This window comes from Arenimonas sp., from assembly GCF_041919775.1.
Taxonomy (GTDB): Bacteria; Pseudomonadota; Gammaproteobacteria; order Xanthomonadales; family Xanthomonadaceae; genus Arenimonas.
Window position 1 is genome coordinate 20,365 of record NZ_JAYRTE010000006.1, and the last position, 21,667, is coordinate 42,031.

General features: G+C 71.6%; 13 protein-coding genes. 10 read left to right on the forward strand and 3 right to left on the reverse strand.

What is annotated here, in order from left to right; genetic code table 11:
• Positions 1–74 precede the first annotated feature (74 nt).
• The gene (locus ACE3TE_RS05510) at positions 75–971 is read left to right on the forward strand and encodes an SDR family NAD(P)-dependent oxidoreductase (RefSeq protein ID WP_374602946.1); all 897 of its coding nucleotides are present in this window, start codon (positions 75–77) and stop codon (positions 969–971) included.
• 44 nt (positions 972–1,015) lie between these two features.
• Here the strand turns inward: ACE3TE_RS05510 and queD are convergent, their stop codons facing one another.
• A complete protein-coding gene (queD, locus tag ACE3TE_RS05515) occupies positions 1,016–1,375 on the reverse strand; it encodes a 6-carboxytetrahydropterin synthase QueD (RefSeq protein ID WP_374602948.1) in 360 nt (119 codons plus the stop codon).
• Between the two features lie 32 nt (positions 1,376–1,407).
• Entirely contained in the window at positions 1,408–1,965 is a 558-nt protein-coding gene (locus ACE3TE_RS05520; protein WP_374602950.1) for a hypothetical protein, read from the reverse strand.
• Between the two features lie 235 nt (positions 1,966–2,200).
• Between ACE3TE_RS05520 and recC the strand changes: the two genes are divergently transcribed.
• From recC to ACE3TE_RS05555, 7 genes are all read left to right on the forward strand, one after another.
• Positions 2,201–5,596 carry an exodeoxyribonuclease V subunit gamma gene (gene recC / locus ACE3TE_RS05525; RefSeq protein WP_374602951.1) on the forward strand — a complete coding sequence of 1,132 codons (3,396 nt, stop codon included), beginning with the start codon at positions 2,201–2,203 and terminating at the stop codon, positions 5,594–5,596.
• The gene (locus tag ACE3TE_RS05530) at positions 5,593–9,156 is read left to right on the forward strand and encodes a UvrD-helicase domain-containing protein (protein ID WP_374602953.1); all 3,564 of its coding nucleotides are present in this window, start codon (positions 5,593–5,595) and stop codon (positions 9,154–9,156) included. The genes recC and ACE3TE_RS05530 overlap by 4 nt, the downstream gene beginning before the upstream one ends.
• Complete coding sequence (recD, locus tag ACE3TE_RS05535) at positions 9,153–10,898, forward strand: exodeoxyribonuclease V subunit alpha (protein WP_374602955.1); 1,746 nt, start codon at positions 9,153–9,155, stop codon at positions 10,896–10,898. The genes ACE3TE_RS05530 and recD overlap by 4 nt, the downstream gene beginning before the upstream one ends.
• 200 nt (positions 10,899–11,098) lie before the next feature.
• The gene (locus ACE3TE_RS05540) at positions 11,099–12,361 is read left to right on the forward strand and encodes an MHYT domain-containing protein (protein WP_374602957.1); all 1,263 of its coding nucleotides are present in this window, start codon (positions 11,099–11,101) and stop codon (positions 12,359–12,361) included.
• A gap of 37 nt (positions 12,362–12,398) precedes the next feature.
• Positions 12,399–13,484, forward strand: coding sequence for an SRPBCC family protein (locus ACE3TE_RS05545; protein WP_374602958.1), 1,086 nt, complete (start codon positions 12,399–12,401; stop codon positions 13,482–13,484).
• Positions 13,484–15,544, forward strand: coding sequence for an FAD-dependent oxidoreductase (locus ACE3TE_RS05550; protein WP_374602960.1), 2,061 nt, complete (start codon positions 13,484–13,486; stop codon positions 15,542–15,544). The genes ACE3TE_RS05545 and ACE3TE_RS05550 overlap by 1 nt, the downstream gene beginning before the upstream one ends.
• Before the next feature lie 31 nt (positions 15,545–15,575).
• Positions 15,576–16,625 (forward strand): hypothetical protein, encoded by a 1,050-nt coding sequence (locus ACE3TE_RS05555; protein WP_374602962.1) that lies wholly within the window; start codon positions 15,576–15,578, stop codon positions 16,623–16,625.
• Positions 16,626–16,632: 7 nt separating this feature from the next.
• Here ACE3TE_RS05555 and ACE3TE_RS05560 read toward each other — a convergent pair whose 3' ends face one another.
• The gene (locus ACE3TE_RS05560) at positions 16,633–18,396 is read right to left on the reverse strand and encodes an ATP-binding protein (protein WP_374602964.1); all 1,764 of its coding nucleotides are present in this window, start codon (positions 18,394–18,396) and stop codon (positions 16,633–16,635) included.
• Between ACE3TE_RS05560 and ACE3TE_RS05565 the strand changes: the two genes are divergently transcribed.
• Positions 18,395–18,976: an Hpt domain-containing protein gene (locus tag ACE3TE_RS05565; RefSeq protein ID WP_374602966.1), complete on the forward strand. Its 582-nt coding sequence runs from the start codon at positions 18,395–18,397 to the stop codon at positions 18,974–18,976. The genes ACE3TE_RS05560 and ACE3TE_RS05565 overlap by 2 nt on opposite strands.
• A gap of 66 nt (positions 18,977–19,042) precedes the next feature.
• Positions 19,043–21,652, forward strand: a complete 2,610-nt coding sequence (gene acnD / locus ACE3TE_RS05570; protein WP_374602968.1) for a Fe/S-dependent 2-methylisocitrate dehydratase AcnD — start codon at positions 19,043–19,045, stop codon at positions 21,650–21,652.
• The last annotated feature ends 15 nt before the right edge of the window (positions 21,653–21,667 follow it).

The following is a 21,667-nucleotide window of genomic DNA, read 5'->3' on the forward strand; positions in this document are numbered from 1 at the left end:
CCCCAGGTCGCGAGCTTGCCTGCCGCCCCAGCCAGGCCTAATCTGGCTCCCGCCCACCCGCAGGAGCCCGCGCCATGCGTCATTCGCTGATCGGCCTGTTGTCTGCTGCCATCCTGATGCTTCCGGTGGGCACCGTCGCGCAAACGCCGGTTTCCTACGCCGGCAAGACCGTGCTCGTCACCGGCTCCACCGACGGCCTGGGCCGCGAGCTGGCCCGCGGCTTCGCCGCCGAAGGTGCCCACGTGATCATCCACGGCCGCAACGCCGAACGTGGCCAGGCGCTGGTGGAAGAAATCACTGCCTCGGGCAAAGGCTCGGCGCGTTTCATTGCCGCCGACTTCTCCTCAATGCAGGCGGTGCGCGAGTTCGCCGACGCCGTCGCGGCATCAACCCCGAAACTCGACCTGCTGGTCAACAACGCCGGCGTCGCCTTCAACGACGGCCAGCGCCGCACCAGCCCGGACGGCTACGAGCTGCAGTTCGCCGTGAACTACCTGGCCGGCTGGGTGCTGGTGCACAAGCTGCGGCCGGCGCTGAAGGCCGCTGCGCCCTCGCGCATCATCAATGTCTCGTCCGGCAGTTCGGCGCCGATCGATTTCAACGACGTGATGCTTGAAGCCGAAGGCGCCGCCGCGCGTGGCTATGGCCAGAGCAAGCAGGCCCAGGCAACGATGACCAAGGCACTGGCGCCGGCTTTCCTGGCCGACGGCATCACGATGGTGTCGCTGCACCCGGCGACGCTGATGGACACGACGATGGTGAAGGGCATCGGCATTCCGCCGCGCACCACCGTCCAGGAAGGCGTGGACCACGTGATGGGCCTGGCGCACGCGCCGACTCTTGAAGCCGGCGCCTTCCACCTTGAAGGCGGCGTGCCGCGCGACACCATGGACCCGCAGGGCCAGGACCCCGAAGCGCAGGCGAAGCTGCTGGCGCTCAGCGAAGAGCTCACCGGCGTACCCGCCGACTAAACCCGCGCTTTCCTTGTGGGAGGGGCTTCAGCCCAGATGCTTCATCAGCCCGGCCCGGTATACCTGCACCCCGACGTGCAGGTCTCATGCACCACCACCGCCGACAGGCCGGGCAGGGCGGGCTGCAGTTTGTCCCAGATCCAGATCGCTAGGTTCTCGCTGGTGGGGTTGTCGAGGCCTTCGATGTCGTTGAGGTAGTGGTGGTCGAGCTGGTCATAGAGCGGCATGAAGGCCGCCTTGATGTCGCCGAAGTCCATCACCCAGCCGGTATCGGCGCCGACCTCGCCCGAGACGTGCAGTTCAACCCGGAAGCTGTGGCCATGCACCCGCGCGCATTTATGGCCGGCCGGAACGTTGGGCAGCCGGTGCGCGGCCTCGAGCGTGAAACTCTTGAAGATGTCCATGGCCGGCATTGTAGCCCCGGCCCCTGTCGGCTTCAGCGCACGGCGACCGCGTCTTCGCTGGCGGTCTGGTTGATCGCCAGCACGTCTTCGACTTCACCGCCGGTGGCCATGCCGTAGTCGAAGGCGCTGACGCTGCCGTCCACGTCCACCGACAGGCTGAAGGAGACGAAGCGGGTTTCCTGGCCGTCGAGCTGGGCCAGGCCCGAGCCGTCGAAGCGCCGGCCGCCCTGGTCGAGCCGGGTGGCTTCGGCCGAGACCAGCGAAAACGCCACGTCCTTGCCGGCCAGGTCGGCGCTCAGGTGGTCCTCGACCGTGGATTGCACCGTCCAACCCGGCGCCACCGCCGCCTTCGACGCGCCACCGGCGAGGGATTCCGGGGCGGGCGGGGCGGCGGTGGCGCCGACGTTGGCCGACAGGGCCAGGGCCAGGCCGGCGACGGCCGCCAGGGTGCCGAGGCCCATCAGGGTCCGGCTGCGGCCACGCGCGGGGGAGGCGGGCGCGGCGGCGGTGGCGGTGGCGCGGGGGGCAAACGCCTGGGCAGCCCAGGCCAGGTCGGCGTCGGTCAGGTCTTCACGGATCAACAGGGTCATGGCCGGGTTCCGATAGGGGGAGAGTCCAGGGAAGACAGCAGCATCCGTGCCAAGGCGGTCCATGAGGCGCAAGTTATTGATCCGACATGACAGTCGTTCGAGGGCAGGCCCGGCGGGTGGGCAAATTGCCAGTCCCTGCCGGGCCGGCTTCTTGCGAAATGCAAGGGCGGTCCCGTCTCGCTCCCTGCGACGCCGGTGGGGCAGTCTGTCCGGGTCGATCGGCTAGGCTGTGCGGATGCAAGCGGACTGGAAACAACGCGCCAGCGAAGGAATCACGGTGTTCCGGGCCAGCCGGCTCGAGGCGCTGCTGGTGCCGCTCGACCATTTGCTGGCCACCCAGCCGCCGGCGGCGCTGCTGGCGCCGCAGACCGTGGTCGCGGCCCACCCGGGCATGCGCCAGTGGCTGGCCGGGGCGCTGGCGGAAAAACGCGGCGTGCACGGCATCGTCGCCAACCTCGACATCCTGCTGCCCAGCGGTTTCCTCGACCGCCTGGCCGGCGAGGTCCTGGGCGAAGGGGCGACGTCCCCGGCCGCGTGGCGCCGCGAACACCTGCGCTGGCGCATCTTCGCCCTGCTTGAAACCAGAACCGATCCCACCCTGCGTGCCGCGCTCGACGGCGCCGACGCCGAACGCCGGCGCTTCCAGCTGGCCGACCGCCTGGCGCGCATCTACACCCAGTACATGGCCTACCGGCCCCGCTGGCTGGCCGAGTGGGCGCGCGGCCGCGCGGGCTTCGACGGCGCCGGCTTCCACCCGGCGCTGTGGCAGGCGCTGCAAACCGCCATCGGCCAGACCCACCGCGGCGGCCAGCTGGCCCTGCTCGAACGCAGGCTGCGCGATGAAGGCGTGCGCGTGGCCGCCACCGATCCCCTGCATGTGTTCGGCCTGGCCCACCTGGCGCCGGCGGAACTGCGTGTGCTGCACGCGCTGGCCGTGCACCGGCCGGTGGTGCTGTACGTGCCCGACCCCTGCCGCGAATACTGGGGCGGCCTGCGCAGCGAAGCCGCGCAGTTGCGCGAACTCGCCGCCGATCCCTTTTCGCGCGACGCCGAAGCCACCTTCCTCGACCAGCACCACCCGCTGCTCGCCGCCTGGGGTCGCCTCGGCCAGCACTTCATGCTGCAGGTGCAGTCGCTGGACGCGTCGCTGGACATGCGCCACTACCGCGACGAAGCCGACCACGACCGCCCGCCCGGCCCGCTGCTCGAGCGCCTGCAGGAAAGCCTGCGCCGACTCGCACCCTCGCTGCTGTCGGAAGATCCGCGCCCGTTGCCTGCGCGTCGCGCCGATGCCTCGCTGCGCGTGCACGCCTGCCACACCCGCCTGCGCGAACTCGAAGCCCTGCGCGATGCGCTGCTGCAGGCGCGCCGCGACGACCCCGGCATCGCGCCTTCCGACATCGTCGTGATGGCGCCCGACATCCGCGCCTACCTGCCGCTGCTGCCGGCGGTGTTCGGCGCACCGGGCGATGCCAGCGCGCCCTTGCCCTACCACCTGGCCGACGTGCCGGTGGCCAGCACGGTGCCGCTGTTCGCCGCCTTCCGCCAGCTGCTGGCACTGCCCGGCTCGCGCGAAACCGCGCCGGCGCTGCTCGATTTCCTGGCCCAGCCCGACGTCGCCCGCCGGCTGGGGCTGGACGCCGACGCGCTGGCCCTGCTCGAACGCGCGCTGGCCGAAGCCCGCGCCGCCTGGGGCCTGGACCCGGCCGCGCGCGCCGCACTCGGCGTGCCGTCCATCGAGGAACACACCCTCGCCTGGGCGATGGACCGCCTGCTGGCGAGCCTGGTGCATGGCAACGAAGAGGCCGACGACCTGATGTCGGTCGCCGGCCAGCGGCTGGCGCCGGTCACCGGCGTCGCCGGCGCGGCCCTGGCCCTGGGCGCGCTCGACCAGCTGCTGCAGTGGCTGGCGGTACTGCGCGAGGACGCAGCCCGCCCACGCGCCGCCAGCGCCTGGACGACGCGGCTGGAATCGGCGCTTGAACAGCTCTTCCAGGCCGACCCCGGCGACCCCGACGCGCAGGACGCGATGGACGCGCTGCGCGCTGTCGTGCGTGGCCTCGCTGCCGAACCCGCCGAGGCCGGCCTGGACCCGCTGCTGGCCTGGCCGGTGGTGCGCGCCTGGCTGGAAGAACGCCTCGCTGCCGTGCCGGGCCGGCAGCGTTTCCTCGCCGGGGGCATGACCGTCTGCGGCATGGTTCCGCAGCGCGCCATCCCCTTCCGCGTGGTCGCGGTGCTGGGTCTGAACGAAGGCGAGTACCCGCGCCAGGACCGCGACGCCGGCCTCGACCCGATCCACCGCCATGGCCTGCGCGAACTGGGCGACCGCGACACCCGCAGCGACGACCGCTACCTGTTCCTGGAAACGGTGATGTCGGCGCGCGACCGCCTGCACCTGAGCTGGGTTGGTTTTGATGCGCGCGACGGCAAGCCGCGCAATCCCGCGGCGCCGCTGGCCGAACTGATGGCGGCGCTGCCCTCCGGCGCCGGGGAGGCGCCCCCGTGGCGCGTGGACCACGCATTGCAGCCATTCGACGGCGCGTATTTCGGCGACGACCCGGCCCGCCGCAGCTTCTCCCCGGATTTCGCCGGCATGGTCGGCGGCGAGCGTGACGCCCCGGCGCTGCTGTCGCCGCGGCCCTCGCCGGCCAGCGAAGAACCCGCCGACGTGGAGGTTTCCCGCGTGCTGGCCTGGTGCCGCGACCCGGCGAAACTTGTCCTGGCCGACGGTCTGCGCGCGCGCCTCGACGCGCTGGGAGAACGCCGCCTGGCCAGCGACGAACCGCTGGAAGCGCGCCTGGGCGTCTTCGACCGGCAGGCCCGCACGCTATGCGAAAAAGCGCTGGCCGAACTCGGCGTGTCGCTTCCCGAATTGCCGCCCGAAGCCCTGGTGCTCGGCGGCGTGCTGCCGCCCGGTGCACTGGGCGCGCAGGCCTGGGCCCGCGAACGCGACACCGCTGAAGCGCTCGTGGCCGCGGCGCGCGCCCGCATCGAACTGGCCAGCCTGCTTGAACCCAAGCTGGCGCCCGAAACCGTTCCCGCCATCGCCCGCCAGGTCGGACGCTTCAGCCTCACCGGCGAAATCGACCGCGTGCGCGAGCGCGACGGCGTGCTGTTCGTCTGCGACACCTTCGCCCACAAGGAGTCCGAGGCGACGCTGGGCTTCCGCGAGCGCCTGCCGCTGTTCATCCGCTGGGCGCTGTGCCGGCTGGCGCCGGAAAACGCAAAACGCCGCGTGCGCATCGCCGCCCTGGTGGCCAGGGCCGGCAAGATGCCCTGGCAGGCGGCCATCGCCGACTGGGATGAAAAATTCCTGCAGGCCGGCGCGGAGGAGCGCGAAGAACTACGCGCACAGCTCGAGATGCGTCTCGCCTTCGTGATCGATGCCGCCACGCGCCCGGCCACCGACCCCTGGCCCTACTTCCCGCGCACCAGCTGGGCCCTGGCCAACGGCAAGGACGACGCCGGCGACGACTGGCGCCGCGAGCTCGACTACGCGCCGGGTTATGCGCGATTGCTCGGCCGCGGCCTGTCGCCCGACGAAAACGACGACTGGCACCTGGCCCTGGCCGATGCCGCGACGGCGCTGCTCAATGCCATCAACCCGGGCGATCCGGAGGCAGCGGCATGAACACGCCGGTCACCGTCGCGCACTGGCGCGAACTGCCGCTCGGCCCGGGTGGCCGCGCCCTCGTCGAAGCCAGCGCCGGCACCGGCAAGACCTGGACGATCGGCGTGCTGTGGTGGCGTCTGCTGCTGGAACCCACGCAGGCGCCGGGCGTCGAGCGCATCGTCGTCACCACCTTCACCGAAGCCGCGGCCCAGGAGCTGCGCGAACGCCTGCGCGCGCGCCTGCGGCAGGCGCTGGAGCTGGCCGACACGCGGCCCGCCATCGACGCGGAAACGCCCGGCGATACGGCCTGGCTGCTCGCTCGCTGGCAGGAAGAAGACGTTTTCATCGAGGACCGCCGCCGCCTGCGCCTGGCGCTCGCGGATTTCGACCGCGCGCCCATCGGCACCCTGCACGGCCTGTGCCGCGGCATCCTGGCCGAACACCCGCTCGAAGGCGGGCAGGGCATCGAGGTGGCCGAGGCCGCCTCCGGCCAGGCCCTGCTGGAAGAACTCGCGCACGACGCCTGGCGCGTGCTGCGGCAGTCGGATACGGACGGCCTGGCCGACGCCGGCGTCGGCGAACTGAGCCTGTCCAGGTTCACCCGCACGCTGGCCACGCTGCTGCGCCCGGGCGTGCGGCTGCCGTCCGGGGAAACCTTCGACGAGGCGCGGGCCGAGCTGGCGCCGGTTCTCGCCGCGCCCCTGCGCGCCATCGCCGACGAGGTGTCGTGGTTCACGCGCAAGAACGCGAAGCTGCTGGCCTGCCTGTCCGAAATGGCCGACTGGCTCGCCGGCGCCGACTGGCCCAAGGCCGACGAGCGCCTGGGCACCCTGGCGGAGTTCGAACTCGACGGCCAGGTGCGCCCCGAGCGCCAGTCCGACTTCATGATGCTGTCCGCCATCTCGCGCCTGCTCGACGAAGTGCCGCGCCTGGTGATGGCCCGCCACGGCCACGTCGCCCGCTTCTGGAGCGAACAGGTGACGCGCGTGTCGGCCTGGCGCGACCAGCGCCTCGCCGCCCGCGGCCAGCTCACCTTCGACGAAATGATCCGCCAGGCGCACACGGCGGTCAGCACCCGGCCGGCGCTGGCGGACGCGCTGTTCGAAGACTGGCCGTATGCGCTTGTGGATGAATTCCAGGACACCGACGACCAGCAGTACGGCATCCTCGACCGCATCTATCGCGATGCCGACGGCCAGCCGCGCGGCCGCCTGGTGATGATCGGCGACCCCAAGCAGGCGATCTACGGTTTCCGCGGCGGCGACGTGCAGGCCTACCTGCGCGCGCGCGCCCACGCCGGCCATCGGCTGGCGCTCGACACCAACCACCGTTCGGCGCCGAATTACGTGGCGGCGGTCAATGGATTCTTCGCCGACGATGCCGCCGGCCCGGCGCTCGACGCCCGCGGCGAAGGCGCGATCCGCTACGAACGCGTGCTGGCCAGCGACCGCCAGGCCGACACGCCCTACCGCATCGGTGGCCAGCCGGTGCAGGCGCCGCTGGTGATGCACTACCTGGGCCAGCCGCCGGCCTCGCAGCCCGAGCGCAAGCAGGCGGCGATCGAGGCCTGCGCCGACCACATCGCGGCGCTGCTGGCGGATCCGTCCCACACCATCGGCCGCAAACACGGCGACATGGTCGTGCACGAACGCCTGCGCCCCGGCGACCTGGCCGTGCTGCTGCCCACCAACCCCGACATCACCCGCCTGCGCGAAGCGCTGGGCCGCCGCGGCGTGCCCTGCGTCGGCGGCAGCCGCGCCAGCGTCTTCGATTCCGAATGGGCCTTTGAACTGCAGGTGCTGCTGCAGGCGCTGGTGCACGCCGGGGATGAGACCGCGGTGCGCGCGGCCATGCTGACGCGGCTCTGGGGCGGCTGCCTGCAGGACGTCGCCGCGCTGGACGACTCCCCCGCCGCCTGGGAAGCCGCCAGCGACCGGCTGCAGTCACTGCGGCTGCTGTGGCGGGAGCGAGGCGTGCTGGCCACCGTGCTCGGGCTGGCCGCAAGCGCCGCGCCGCGCCTGCTGGCGCATGCCGGCGGCGAACGCGACCTCACCGACCTGCGGCACCTGGGCGAACTGCTGCAGCAGCAGGCCGACCAGGGGCTGGGCCCGCATGCGTTGCTCGACTGGCTCGGCGAACAGCGCCGGCACGACGACGGCGAGGCGCCGGACGGCGACCAGCGCCAGCTGCGCATCGAGTCCGACGCCGCCCGCGTGCAGCTGATGACGCTGCACCGCGCCAAGGGCCTCGAGTTCCCGGTGGTTTTCCTGCCGCTGATGTGGGCCCATGCCCTGAACGAGAACCAGGACAATCCGCCCTGGCTGCTGCCGGAGCCCGACACCCCGGGCCGCCTCGCGCGCTTCGACGCACCGGCCCGGCGGCAGGCCCGCCACGAAGCCCAGGACGAACGTTTCCGCGTGCTGTACGTGGCCCTGACGCGCGCCATCCACGCCTGCCACGTCTATGCGCTGCCGCCGTCGCGGCCGGCCACGGCGAAGAAGAACGCCTCGCCGAAGTCCGACCCGGAACGCGCGCCGCTGGACGCCCTGCTCGACCGCCTGGGCGTGGAAACCAGGCTGCCGGCGCTGCCGCACCTGCAGTGGCAGTCTGGCTGGCCGGGCCCCGGGCCCGCGCTCCCTTCCGGGGAAAAACAACCGGCCACCCGCGAAGCGCTGCCGATGCCAGCGCCCGCACGCCTGCGCCAGCGCCTGAGCTTCTCCACGCTGGTCCGGGGCGCACGCTTCGGTGGCGAGGAGGACAGCGCGGCCGCCGACGAGCGCGAGCCGACGCTGGCCGTCGTCGCGTCCGCGCCCGGGGAATCGCCGCATCCGGTCCTGCAGGCCCTGTCGGCGCTGAAGGGCCGCGCCTTCGGCAATGCCGTGCACGCCAGCTTCGAGTACCGCGATACGAACAAGCCGATGTCGGCGCAAACCGCCCTGGTCGCGAAACAGTTGGCGGACTTCGGCGTGCGTGCACGCGGCGAATCGCTCCCGGACCTGCTGCCGCGCCTTTGCGAGCGCCTCGACGCCGCGCTGGATGCCGAACTCCTGCCCGGCCTGCGCCTTGGCGAAGTGGCGGTCGCCGACCAGCGCGCGGAAATGGCTTTCCATTTCGCGCTCGACGGCGCACGCCTCGATGCGCTGCGGCAGGCCTGCCATGCGCACGGCGAACCCGCGCTCGTGCCGCCGCTGGGCTGGCGCGAACTGCGCGGCCTGATGACCGGCAAGATCGATCTCGTCCTGCAGCACAAGGGCCGGGTGCACGTGCTCGACTACAAGGGCAACTGGCTGGGCGATCGCCTGGGCGACTACAGCGGCGCCGCGCTGGTGCAGGCGATGGACCACGACCACTACCGGCTGCAGGCGCTGATCTACACCGTGGCCGTGCATCGTTTCCTGAGGCAGCGCCATGCCGGCTACGATCCCGGCCAGCACCTGGGCGAAACGATCTACCTGTTCGTGCGCGCCGCCGGCCTGGCGCCGGGCGCGGGCGTGTGGAGCCATGCCTTCCCGCCGGCGCTGCTCGAGGCCGTCGATCGGGCGCTGGCCGCCGCCAGTCCCGCGGAGGCCACCGCATGAGCCATCTCGACTACCGACCGCTGCCCCTGCCCGAGTTCGACGGGCGCCCGGCCGAACGTGCGCTGGCCCGCGCCCTCACCCGCTGGGTGCTTGCCCACGGCGGCGGTCCGCGCCTGGCCGCACTGGCGGCGCAGGCCGCGGTCGCCGAACAGCGCGGCGACACCGCGCTGGCGCCGCTCGATGCCGAGGCGCGCGTCGAACTCGCCGGCGAAGCCCTGGTCGGCGACGGCAGCGAACGCACGCCCTTCGTGCTCGACGCCGACGGCCGCTTCTACCTGTGGCGCAATTACCGCTTCGAAGGCGAGGTCGCCGCCGCGCTGCAGGTCCTGCACGCCGACGCCCGCCCGCTGCCGATGGCCGAAGACGAACTCGCCGAACTGTTCCCGGGCGGCGACCCGGCCACGGACGGCGCCCAGCGCGAGGCCGTGCGCGCGATCGGCGGCCGCCGCCTGCTGGTGCTCACCGGCGGCCCCGGCACCGGCAAGACCACGACGGTGCTGCGCATGCTGCTGCGCCTGCTTCGCGACGGCATCGCCGCACGCGACGGCATCGCGGTGGCCGCGCCCACCGGCAAGGCCGCGCAGCGCCTTGTGCAGTCGCTGCGCCAGGAAGCCGCGCGCCTGCGCGAGCAGCTTCCCGCGCACTGGGCCGACGCACTGGCCGCACTTCCCACCGACGAAGCGCGCACGGTGCACCGCCTGCTGGGCTGGTCGCCGGCGCGGCAGACGTATGCGCGCAATGCCGGCAGTCCCATCGATGCCGGCGTGGTCGTGGTGGACGAGGCCTCGATGCTGGACCTGGCCCAGCTGCGCGCGCTGCTGCATGCCCTGCGCCCGGGCGCTTGCCTGGTGCTGGTGGGCGACGCCGACCAGCTTGATTCGGTCGGCGCCGGTTCGGTGCTGATGGACCTGGTCGCCACGCTGGAGGCCACGGGCTCGCCGGCGCTGGCGCGGCTGCGCCACAGCTTCCGCGCCGTTGCGCCGCTGGTGCGCCTGAACGAAGCCGTGCGTGCCGGTGACGCCGCGGCGCTGGCCGATGCGCTGGCGGCCGCCGGCGGCGCCACCCGTCTGCATCCGCTCGAAGACGGGGGCGCCCTGGCGGCACGCCTGCGCGCCTGGGCCGATGTCCTGGCCGAACCGGGTCCGCCGCCGCCGCTGCCAGCGATGGAGGAAGCCGCCGCTGCCCGGGCCGCGCTGCAGGTGCTGCCGGCACGCCAGCTGCTGTGCGCGCTGCGCGAGGGCTCCTTCGGTGCCGATGCCGCCGCGGCTGCCATCGAGGCCCGCCTGCGCCAGCAATGGAACCTGCCGGGCGACGTCGAATGGTTTCCGGGCCGCATGGTGATGGTCACCCGCAACGACTACGGCGCGCGACTGTTCAATGGCGACGTCGGGCTGTGCCTGGCCGGTGCCGACGGTCGCCTGCAGGTCTGGTTCGAGGCGCCGGAGGGCGGCGTCCGCGCGTTCGCTCCCGTTGCCGTGCCGTCGCCCGCCAGCGCCTTCGCCATCAGCATCCACAAGAGCCAGGGCAGCGAGTACGGCCACGTCGCCGTGCTGCTGCCACCCGATCCCGAACACCGCATCCTGTCGCGGCAGTTGCTCTACACCGGCTTGTCGCGGGCGAAGCGGTCGGTGGAGGTATGGGGGCCGAAGGCCAGCCTCGATGCCGCGCTGGCGCGCGCGGTGCGGCGCGGCGGCGGGCTGGCGTCGCGGCTGGCGGTCGCGCTGCGCACGACAGGCGGCTGATCCGGCGAGGTCACCGCTGCGGCCCTCCATTGTTGCCGCGTGCGGGACGATACGTTTCCCGCCTTTCCCGCAAGCCTGCGCGTGGCAAGGCTTTCGTGCGAATGCGCGCACGCCGCCTTCACGATGTCGGGCTTCGCATCACCCACCCTTGATGCCGCTTTGTCGAAGGTCGCGGCCTTATTCAAACGGGGGCGTGCGACATGCAGGGTACTTACGATCCGATGCTGGTGGTCCTGTCCATCCTCATCGCCGCGCTGGCGAGCTACGTGGCGATCGAATTCGCCGGCCGCATCTTCGAGCGCCGCGAGCAGCGGGGCCGCTGGCTGGCCGCCGGCGCCATCGCGATGGGCAGCGGCATCTGGGCGATGCACTTCGTTGGCATGGCGGCGTTCACGCTGCCGATCCCGGTCAGCTACGACCTCGGCATCACGGTGTTTTCCTGGCTGGCGGCGGTCGCAGTATCCGCTCTGGCCCTGCACCTGGTCAGCCGCGGGCCGCTGTCGGTTCTGTCGGTGGGGCTGGGCGCGGTGGCGATGGGCGCGGGCATTTGCGCCATGCACTACGCCGGCATGGGGGCCATGCGCATGGACCCGGGCCTGGGCTACGACCTGCCCTGGCTGGTGGCGTCCGTGCTGATCGCAGTGGGTGCTTCGGCGGCGGCGCTGGTGATCGTGGCGAAGCTCCGCAGCGTGCGGGCCTGGCGCGACGTCGGCCTGCGCACCGGCGCGGCGGCGGTGATGGGCCTGGCCGTGGCCGGCATGCACTACAGCGGCATGGCCGCGGTGCAGTTCGACCCGAACGCCTTCTGCGCGCCCGGCAACCTGCTCGCCGCCAGCACGCTCACCACGCCGACCGTGCTGGCCAGCCTGCTCGGCCTGGGCTTCGCGCTCTTCTTCACGATCTCCGATGCCCCCGCGGTCCTGGCCGCCAGGCGTGCGGCCCGCGCCGAGGCCGAGCGACTCAATGAGCTGGCTTTCGTGGACCGCGAAACCGGCCTGGTCAATCGCGCGCGTTTCGGCCAGCAGCTCGTCGATGCCATGCGTCGCCACCGGCGCGTCTGCGTGGTCAGCGTGCGCGTGCTCGATGCGGATGGCGAGGAGAACCGCGGCCAGGTGGCCGCAGCCGCGGCCGCGCTGGCCCCGCTGCAGGGCATGGGCTACGCGCTGGGCCGGACCTCGCCGGGCCAGCTGATGGTCATGGCCGAGGGCGTGTCCCGCCAGGGCCTGGAAACCACGCTGCTTCCGGGCTGGCGCCGGATGGGCGACGTCCTGGCCGGGCAGGGCGTTCACCTTGCCTTTGGCGTGGCCGAAGGCCCGCAGGACGGCGACAACGCGCTGGCCCTGATGCTCAAGGCGGCGTCGCGCAGCACCGACGACGGCACGACGGCCGCGCCGGCACCGCGCCTGGGCGCGCTTTCGCCTTTCCAGGCAGCGACCGCGCAGGCCCGCGACAGCGCCGCCTGATCCCGGCGGGTGGCCAGGCTGGCGATACACTGCCGCCATGCCGACCACCCCGCCCGCGACCGCCCTTGCTTCCGCCACCGCGCTGCCCGCCGGCCACTACGCCGGCGAGGCCGCGTTCCAACGTGACCAGCGCGCGGTTTTCGGGCGCAGCTGGCAGCTGGTGGCGCATGCCGGCCTGCTGGCCGAAGCCGGCGACCACGTCGTCGACCAGCTCGGGCGCCTGCCGGTGATCGTGGTGCGCGGCGCCGACGGCGTGCTGCGCGCGTTCGCGAATGTCTGCCGGCACCGCGCCGGACCGCTGGCCCTGTGCAACGGCAGGGGCGCGCGGGCGCTGCACTGCAGGTACCACGGCTGGAGCTATTCGCTCGACGGCCAACTGAAGTCCGCGCCGGAGATGCAGGAGGCCGCGGATTTCGACGTGGCCGGCATCCGGCTGCCGGCGCTGCGCGTCGCCGAGTGGCAGGGGCTGGTGTTCGTCGCGGCCGGCGAGGACGTGCCCGGCTTCGACGAGGTATACGGCGGCATCGCCGAACGTTTCGCGCCGATCGACCTGGCCGCGCTGCGTTTCGCCCGCCGCGACCACTACGACCTGGCCTGCGACTGGAAGGTGTACGTGGACAACTTCCTCGAGGGTTACCACCTGCCGCACGTGCACCCGGGGCTGTCGAAGGTGCTCGACTACCGCGCCTACGACACCGAGCTGCAGCCCTGGAAGTCGCTGCAGTTTTCGCCGCTGCGCGACGCCGGGGGTGCCAGCGCCTACGGCGAGGGCGAAGCCTTTTACTGGTTCGTGTACCCGAACGTGATGCTCAACATCCTGCCCGGCCGGCTGCAGACCAACCGCGTGCTGGCGCTGGACCCGGGCCGCTGCCGGGTGGAGTTCGACTATTACTACGCACCCGGGCCGGCCGGCGAGGCGCTGGCCGCCGCCGATCGCGAGTTCAGCGACGAGGTGCAGGCCGAGGACATCGCCATCTGCGAAGCCGTGCAGCGCGGGCTGGAATCGGGCAGCTACGAGGCCGGGCGGCTGTGCCCGAAGCGCGAGTCGGGCGTCTGGCATTTCCACAACCAGCTGCGTGCGGCGTATGCCGCCGACGCGCCGGCCGCCGACGAGCCCGCCTGATGCGCGATCCGCGTTACGACCCGCTGTTCGAGCCGATCCGCATCGGCCCGGTGACCGCGAAAAACCGCTTTTTCCAGGTGCCGCACTGCAATGGCATGGGCCACGCGATGCCGCTCGCGCACGCGGCCATGCGCGAGGTGAAGGCCGAGGGCGGCTGGGCCGTGGTGTCCACCGAAGAGTGCGAGATCCACCCCAGCTCCGACCTCACGCCCTACGTCGAAGCGCGGCTTTGGGACGACCGCGACATCCCGGCCCTGGCGCTGATGTGCGAGAAGGTGCACGCCTTTGGCGCACTCGCTGCCGTGGAGCTGACCCACAACGGTCCCGCTGCCTCGAACCTGTTTTCGCGCGAAGTGCTGCTGGCGCCTTCGCACCAGCCGACCAAATACGGCTACCCGCACCAGGCACGTGCCATGGACAAGGCCGACATCCGCGACTACCGGCGCTGGCACCGCGAGGCCGCCGTGCGCGGCATGAAAGCCGGCATGGACATCGTGTACGTGTACGCCGCCCACGACCTGTCGCTGGCGATGCATTTCCTGCAGCGCCGCCGCAACCAGCGCGGCGATGAATACGGCGGCTCGCTGGAAAACCGCGTGCGCCTGCTGCGCGAACTGATCGAGGACACGAAGGACGCCGTCGGCCACCGCTGCGGCGTGGCCCTGCGTTTCGCCACCGAAGAAATGCTGGGGCCGGGCGGCGTCGAGCTGGCCGAGGCACGCGACATCGTGGCCATGCTGGCCGAGCTTCCCGACCTGTGGGACGTGAACGTCAGCGCCTGGTACAACGACTCGCTGCCCTCGCGTTTCGGTAGCGAGGGCGCCCAGGAACCCTTCGTCGATTTCGTCAAGAAGACGACCAGCAAACCGGTCGTCGGCGTCGGTCGTTTCACTTCGCCGGACACCATGGTCTCGCAGCTGCGCCGCGGCGTGATCGACATCATCGGCGCCGCGCGCCCGTCTATCGCCGACCCCTTCCTGCCGCGCAAGATCGAAGAAGGCCGGCCCGAGGACATCCGCGAATGCATCGGCTGCAACGTCTGCGTCTCGGGCGACAACACCGTCTCGCCGATCCGCTGCACCCAGAACCCGAGCATGGGCGAGGAGTGGCGAAAGGGCTGGCACCCGGAACGCATCGCGCCCGCGCGCAAACCCGCCAGGGTGCTGGTGGTCGGTGGCGGTCCGGCCGGCCTGGAAGCGGCCCGCGCGCTGGGCCAGCGCGGCTTCGAGGTCTCGCTGGCCGAGGCCTCGAGGGAGCTGGGTGGCCGCGTCAGCCGCGAAGCCCGCCTGCCCGGCCTGGCCGAATGGGCGCGCGTGCGCGACTGGCGCCTGGGGCAGATCAACAAGCTGGCGAACGTCGCGACCTATCTTGACTCGCGTCTCGAGCCAGCCGACGTAATCGAGTTCGGCGCCGACCACGTGGTCATCGCCACCGGCGCCCGCTGGCGCCGCGACGGTTTCGGCCGCAGCCACGCACCGGCCATCGAAGGCTTCGAGAACAATGCGCGGGTGTTCACCCCGGATGACCTGATGGGCGGCCGCCTGCCCGAAGGCCAGGTGGTGGTTTTCGACGACGACGGCGGTTACCACGCCACCGTGGCCGCCGAACTTCTGGCGAAGTCCGGATGCCGCGTGCATTTCGTGACGCCCGAGGACGTGGTCGCGCCCTGGGGCCAGTTCACGCTCGAGTACCGGCATGTGCGCAAGCGCCTCGCCGAGCTGGGCGTGCAGGTGCGTGTCTCGAAGGTGGTTGCCGGTTACGAAGGCCGCTCCCTGCGCCTCGAGGATGCCTGGTCGGGCGAAATCCGTGAGCTGCCCGCGGACGCCGTGGTGTCGGTGACCGCGCGGATTCCGGATGACGCGCTGTTCCAGTCGCTGCGCAGGGAGCTCGCGGACCAGACCGGAAGGGCCGCGTTTTCCCTGCATCGCATCGGCGACTGCGAGGCGCCCGGCCTGATCGCGCATGCGGTGTACGCCGGCCACGCACTGGCGCAGGGCCTGGGCGAACTCGCGACCGAAGGCGTGCCCTTCCGTCGGCATTTCCACCACGACATCGGCTAGCCTTTCAGTCCCCCCGGCCCGAGTGTCCCCCATGGCGAAACGTCGCTTCGTGTTATCCGTGGCAGGCCTGCTGGCCACTGCCGGCGTTCTTTTCCTTGGCTACCGCTTCACCCCTCGCGCCGACGCGCAGGCCGATGCGGAAACAGCGCCCGCGCCGTCGGCGCAGCGCGCGGGGATTGCCGCCGCGGCCCGTCCTGCAGCCCCGACTGATGAACCACTGCCCCCGCTGGACGTGCCGCTCGCCCGCGCGCTTCCGGCGCTGCAGCGCCAGGCCGCCGCCGGCGTGCCCGCCGCCGCCTGCCGGCTGGCCGCCGAATACCAGAACTGCCTGTCGCTGCCGCAGCAACGCGAGGAACTCGCGGCCTGGCTCGCCCAGCGTCGGCGGGCGTTTGAGCTGATGACGGCCGACGGCACACGGACCGGGAACGTGGACATCTTCCAGCGCAGCTTCGAACAGGAACTGGCCCTGCGCGAGCGCAAACTAGCCCCGCGCGAACGCCGCTGCGAGGGCGTGGAGCTTCCCGCGCCTGCCGACGTGCTGCGCCAGTGGCGGCAGGCGGCGCTGCTGGGAAACACGACCGCGATGCGCTACTACGCCAGCGGCACCGCCTTCCGGTGGTCGAACGTGCTCGACTCGGCCGACATGCTGGCGGCCTACCGCAACGAGGCGCCGGCCATGGCCTGGTCGCTGGTGCGCCAGGGCGACCTGCTGATGACGCTGCGGGTCGCAAGCGCCGCGTCTTCGCTCACCCGCTTCAGTCCGGGCCTTCTCGACCAGGTCATCGAAGATGATCCGGCGCTGGCCCTGGCGCTATACCGGCGGATGCTCGATGCGTTGGACGGCCAGGACGGTCACAACGAACGCAGCTTCAGGCACGACCTCGAGCGCAAGATCGACCTGGTTGAACAGGCATCCACGCCCGAACAGGTCCAGGAGGCCACGCGCCGCTCGCTGGAACTGCAGTCCTGGGCACCGCTGTCGCTGCGCGGCCTGGGTCCCTACACGGGCGCGGACAGTTCACGCCTGCCGGCCAACGCGGCCGCCTGCCAGGGCGTCGCCCTGCCACGTCCGCCGGGCTGATGCCGGCTCAGCCCAGGTGCCGCGCCAACACCTCAAGCAGGGTCGCGCGGTCGAAGGGCTTGGCCACCACCTCGAACTGCCGGTCGCGTTCGTCGCGCGCCGCGGCCCAGGGGTCGTGCCCGGTCATCACCACGACGGGCAGGGCAGGATTGTGGCGACGGATTTCGTGCGCCAGCTGCATGCCGGACATGCCGCCGGGCATTACCAGGTCGGTCAGCACCAGCGCGGGCGGTTCGCCGCGTGCAAGCAGGTCCAGCGCCTCGCGGGCGTTGGCGGCCTGGCGCACCGTGAAGCCGGCGCCGACCAGCAGCCCGCAGACCTGCACGCGCACCAGTTCGTTGTCTTCGACCACCTGGATCTCGCCGCCGTGTTCGGGCAGCGGTTTCGGCGCCGGCACCGGCCGCGGGCTGCGTTCGTCCACCGGGAACAGCAGCTCGAAGGTGGTGCCTTCGCCCGGCAGGCCCGACACCCGCACGTCGCAGCCGCACTGCTGCATGAAGCCCTTCACCATCGCCAGGCCCAGGCCGGAACCGGAACCCACGCCCTTGGTGGTGAAGTAGGGCTCGAAGATGCGCTCGGTCAGCTCCGGCGGCACGCCGCGGCCGGTGTCCGACACCGTCAGCCGGACGAACGGGCGCGCCGCCGCGGCGCGTCCGTCCGGGCCGGTCGCGGGTAACCGGGCGGTGACCAGGTCGGTCGACAGGGTCAGCGTGCCGCCGTCGGGCATGGCGTCCCGCGCGTTCGTGGCCAGGTTGAGCAGCGCCGTGGTCAGCTGGGCCAGGTCGCCCGCGCAGCGCGGCAAATGGCCGCTCCGCTTCAGGACGACCTGGTTTATTTCACCCAGCGAACTGCGCACCAGCGGCAGCAGCTCCTCGACGTGGGCCTCCAGGTCCACGGGCTGCAGGCGCAGCGGCTGGCGGCGCGCGTAGGAAAGCAGCTGGTTGGTCAGGCTGGCGCCGCGTTCGGCGCACAGCAGCGCATTGGCCGCGTAATCGGCGGCGCGGCTGTCGGGCGGCAGCTGGTCCATCAGCAGCTCGAGGCTGCCCAGCACCACGGTCAGCAGGTTGTTGAAGTCGTGGGCGATGCCGCCGGTCAGCTGGGCGATGGCCTCGAAGCGGGCCTGCGCGGCGCGCTCGGACTCCCGGGTGGTGCGCACGGAAACGTCGCGCATCAGGCTGACCGCGCGGAACTCGCCGTCGTGGTTCTGCACCAGGCGCGAAGACACCTCCACCGTCACCGGCTGGCCGTCCTTGCGGCGGAACACCAGTTCGCCGGAAAAGGCCCGCTCCCGTTTGCGCACTTCAAGCGCCTGCTGCAGCGCCTGGCTGCCGGGGTAGAACAATTTTTCGCGGCTCATGCCGACCAGTTCGTCCTGGTCATAGCCGAGCAGCTGGCTGGCGGTGGGGTTGGCCGCCAGGATGATCTCGTCCGCGCCCGGGTCGCCGTCGGTGGTGGAATACACCGCGGCCTCGCCGATACTGTCGAACAGGAAATGGTAGAGCTGGTCCTGCTGCACCAGTTCGCGCTGCACGCCATCGAGCAGCTCGGCGTGGTGCAGGATGCGGTGCAGGCGGTCGGACAGCATCGTCACGAAGGCCGCGTGGCTGGCCGCGGGCACCAGGGCGTGCGGCAGCAGGTCCAGCCGAGCCACCAGGTGGCCGCGCCGGTTGCTCAGCGGCAGCGTCGTCCAGCGCCGCGCGTCCTGTGCGGGCTCGCCCAGGGTCCACAGCGCGGGTCCCGGCTCGGTCGAGCCCGGGTGGACCCTGCACATGCCGGGCATCGACGGCTACGAGCTCACGCGCCGGATCCGCGACGGGGAAGGCCATGGCCACCACACCGCGATCGTCGCGCTGACCGCCAACGCGCTGCAGGGCGAAGCGGAGCGTTGCCTGGCCGCGGGCATGGACGGTTACCTGGCCAAGCCCCTGGTCATCGACGACCTGCGCCAGGCGCTGGAGCGCTGGCTGCCGGCGCCGGAGGAAGGCAGCGGCGCGACGGTGACGCTGGCCACGGGCCTGTCGCTGAACGTGCTGCGCGGCTTCGTGGGCGACGAGCCGGGCGCGGCCTTCGATTTCCTCGGCAGGTTCCACGACAACGCCGCGCGCACCCATGCCCGGATCGAGGCTGCCTGGCAGGCTCAGGACGCGGTGGCCGTCGGCGAGCAGGCCCATTCGCTCAAGACCTCGGCGCGCATGGTCGGGGCCCAGGCCCTGGCCCGCCTGTGCGAACAGCTGGAGGATGCCGGCCCGCGGGGCGATGCGCAGGCCGTCGAAGCGCTGATGCCCCGCTACCGGGATGAACTCGCACGCGTGCTGGCGCACGCCACCCAGCTGCTCTCGCAGAGGGGCTGAGCCCACGGGGTGCCCCGGCCGCCGACATCCCGGATAATGGCGGGCTCCGCGTCCCCGAGTCCCGCCATGAATTCCACGTTCCGCAAGCCGCTGCCCGGCACCTCCCTGGATTATTTCGACGCCCGCGAAGCGGTCGAGGCCCTGCAGCCCGGCGCCTGGGACGGCCTGCCCTACGTGTCGCGGGTGCTGGCGGAAAACCTGGTGCGGCGCTGCGAGCCGGCGGCGCTGGACGATTCGCTGCGCCAGCTCATCGAACGCAAGCGCGACCTCGATTTCCCGTGGTTCCCGGCGCGCGTGGTCTGCCACGACATCCTGGGCCAGACCGCGCTGGTGGACCTGGCCGGATTGCGCGATGCCATCGCTGACCAGGGCGGCGACCCGGCTCAGGTGAACCCGGTGGTGCCGGTGCAGCTGATCGTCGACCACTCGCTGGCGGTGGAATGCGGAGGCTTCGACCCGGACGCCTTCGGCAAGAACCGCGCGATCGAAGACCGCCGCAACGCCGACCGCTTCCACTTCATCGACTGGACCAAGCTGGCCTTCAAGAACGTCGACGTCATCCCGCCGGGCAACGGGATCATGCACCAGATCAACCTGGAGAAGATGTCGCCGGTGATCGGCGTCACCGACGGCGTTGCGTATCCCGACACCTGCGTCGGTACCGACAGCCACACGCCGCATGTGGACGCGCTGGGCGTGATCGCCATCGGCGTCGGTGGCCTGGAGGCCGAGAGCGTGATGCTGGGCCGCGCGTCCTGGATGCGCCTGCCCGACATCGTCGGCGTCGAGCTCACCGGCAGGCCGGGCCCGGGCATCACCGCCACCGACGTGGTGCTGTCGCTCACCCAGTTCCTGCGCCAGCAGAAGGTCGTCGGCGCCTGGCTCGAATTCCACGGCGAAGGCGCGAAGGCGCTGGGCCTGGGTGACCGCGCCACCATTTCCAACATGGCGCCCGAATACGGCGCCACCGCGGCGATGTTCTTCATCGACGACAACACGCTCGACTACCTGCGCCTGACCGGCCGCAGCGACGAGCAGGTGGCCCTGGTCGAAACCTACGCAAAAACCGCCGGGCTCTGGGCCGACGCGCTGGCCGGCGCGCGCTACGAGCGTTCGCTGCAGTTCGATCTTTCCAGTGTCGTGCGCACCATGGCCGGGCCGTCCAACCCGCATGCGCGCGTCGCCACCAGCGAGCTGGCCGCCGAGGGCATCGCCGGCGACCTCGCCCCGGGCCGCGCCCAGGAAGCCGAGGGCCTGATGCCCGACGGCGCGGTGATCATCGCCGCCATCACCTCGTGCACGAACACCTCGAACCCGCGCAACGTCATCGCCGCCGGCCTGCTGGCGAAGAAGGCCAACGCGCTGGGCCTCACGCGCAAGCCCTGGGTCAAGAGCTCGCTGGCGCCGGGATCGAAGACCGTGGCGCTGTACCTGGAAGAGGCCGGCCTCAAACAGGAGCTCGAGAAGCTGGGCTTCGGCATCGTCGCCTTCGCCTGCACCACCTGCAACGGCATGTCCGGTGCGCTGGATCCGAAGATCCAGCAGGAAATCATCGACCGCGACCTCTATGCCACGGCCGTGCTCAGCGGCAACCGCAACTTCGACGGCCGCATCCACCCCTACGCCAAGCAGGCATTCCTGGCCTCGCCGGCGCTGGTGGTGGCCTACGCCATCGCCGGCACCATCCGCTTCGACATCGAGAAGGATGCGCTGGGTTACGACGCCAACGGCAAGCCGGTGACGCTGAAGGACCTTTGGCCCAGTGACACCGAGATCGACGCGCTGGTGAAGTCGGCGGTGAAGCCCGAGCAGTTCCGCAGCGTTTACGAGCCGATGTTCAAGATCGCCGTGGAGTCGGGCGAGAAGGTGGCGCCGCTTTACGACTGGCGCCCGCAGAGCACCTACATCCGTCGCCCGCCGTACTGGGAGGGCGCGCTGGCCAGGCCGCGCACGCTCACCGGCATGCGCCCGCTGGCGCTGCTGGGCGACAACATCACCACCGACCATCTTTCGCCGTCGAACGCGATCATGGCTTCGAGCGCGGCCGGCGAGTACCTGGCGAAGATGGGCGTGCCGGAGGAGGACTTCAATTCCTACGCCACGCATCGCGGCGACCACCTCACGGCGCAGCGCGCGACCTTCGCCAACCCGAAGCTGTTCAACGAGATGGTGCTCGAGGACGGCAAGGTGAAGCAGGGTTCGCTGGCGCGCATCGAGCCCGAGGGCAAGGTGACGCGCATGTGGGAAGCGATCGAAACCTACATGGACCGCGGCCAGCCGCTGATCATCGTCGCGGGCGCCGACTACGGGCAGGGCAGCTCCCGCGACTGGGCGGCCAAGGGCGTGCGGCTTGCGGGCGTCGAGGCGATCGCCGCCGAAGGCTTCGAGCGCATCCACCGCACCAACCTGATCGGCATGGGCGTGCTGCCGCTGCAGTTCCAGGCCGGCACCACCCGCAAGACGCTCGGCCTGGACGGCACCGAAACCTATGACGTCACCGGCGAACGCACCCCGGGCGCGATCCTCACGCTGGTGGTGAACCGCCGCGACGGCAGCCGCGTCGAGGTGCCGGTCACCTGCCGCCTGGACACAGCCGAGGAAGTGTCGATCTACGAGGCCGGCGGCGTGCTTCAGCGCTTTGCACAGGATTTCCTGGAGGCCAGCCAGGCCGCCTGAATCGCCTGACGGCCA

Coding starts and splice junctions, on each gene's coding strand:
- ACE3TE_RS05550 (WP_374602960.1), top strand. CDS start 13,484: ATGCGCGATCCGCGTTACGACCCGCTGTTCGAGCCGATCCGCATCGGC.
- ACE3TE_RS05560 (WP_374602964.1), bottom strand. CDS start 18,396: ATGTGCAGGGTCCACCCGGGCTCGACCGAGCCGGGACCCGCGCTGTGG.
- ACE3TE_RS05545 (WP_374602958.1), top strand. CDS start 12,399: ATGCCGACCACCCCGCCCGCGACCGCCCTTGCTTCCGCCACCGCGCTG.
- ACE3TE_RS05565 (WP_374602966.1), top strand. CDS start 18,395: ATGCCGGGCATCGACGGCTACGAGCTCACGCGCCGGATCCGCGACGGG.
- ACE3TE_RS05555 (WP_374602962.1), top strand. CDS start 15,576: ATGGCGAAACGTCGCTTCGTGTTATCCGTGGCAGGCCTGCTGGCCACT.
- acnD (WP_374602968.1), top strand. CDS start 19,043: ATGAATTCCACGTTCCGCAAGCCGCTGCCCGGCACCTCCCTGGATTAT.
- ACE3TE_RS05530 (WP_374602953.1), top strand. CDS start 5,593: ATGAACACGCCGGTCACCGTCGCGCACTGGCGCGAACTGCCGCTCGGC.
- ACE3TE_RS05520 (WP_374602950.1), bottom strand. CDS start 1,965: ATGACCCTGTTGATCCGTGAAGACCTGACCGACGCCGACCTGGCCTGG.
- ACE3TE_RS05540 (WP_374602957.1), top strand. CDS start 11,099: ATGCAGGGTACTTACGATCCGATGCTGGTGGTCCTGTCCATCCTCATC.
- ACE3TE_RS05510 (WP_374602946.1), top strand. CDS start 75: ATGCGTCATTCGCTGATCGGCCTGTTGTCTGCTGCCATCCTGATGCTT.
- queD (WP_374602948.1), bottom strand. CDS start 1,375: ATGGACATCTTCAAGAGTTTCACGCTCGAGGCCGCGCACCGGCTGCCC.
- recC (WP_374602951.1), top strand. CDS start 2,201: ATGCAAGCGGACTGGAAACAACGCGCCAGCGAAGGAATCACGGTGTTC.
- recD (WP_374602955.1), top strand. CDS start 9,153: ATGAGCCATCTCGACTACCGACCGCTGCCCCTGCCCGAGTTCGACGGG.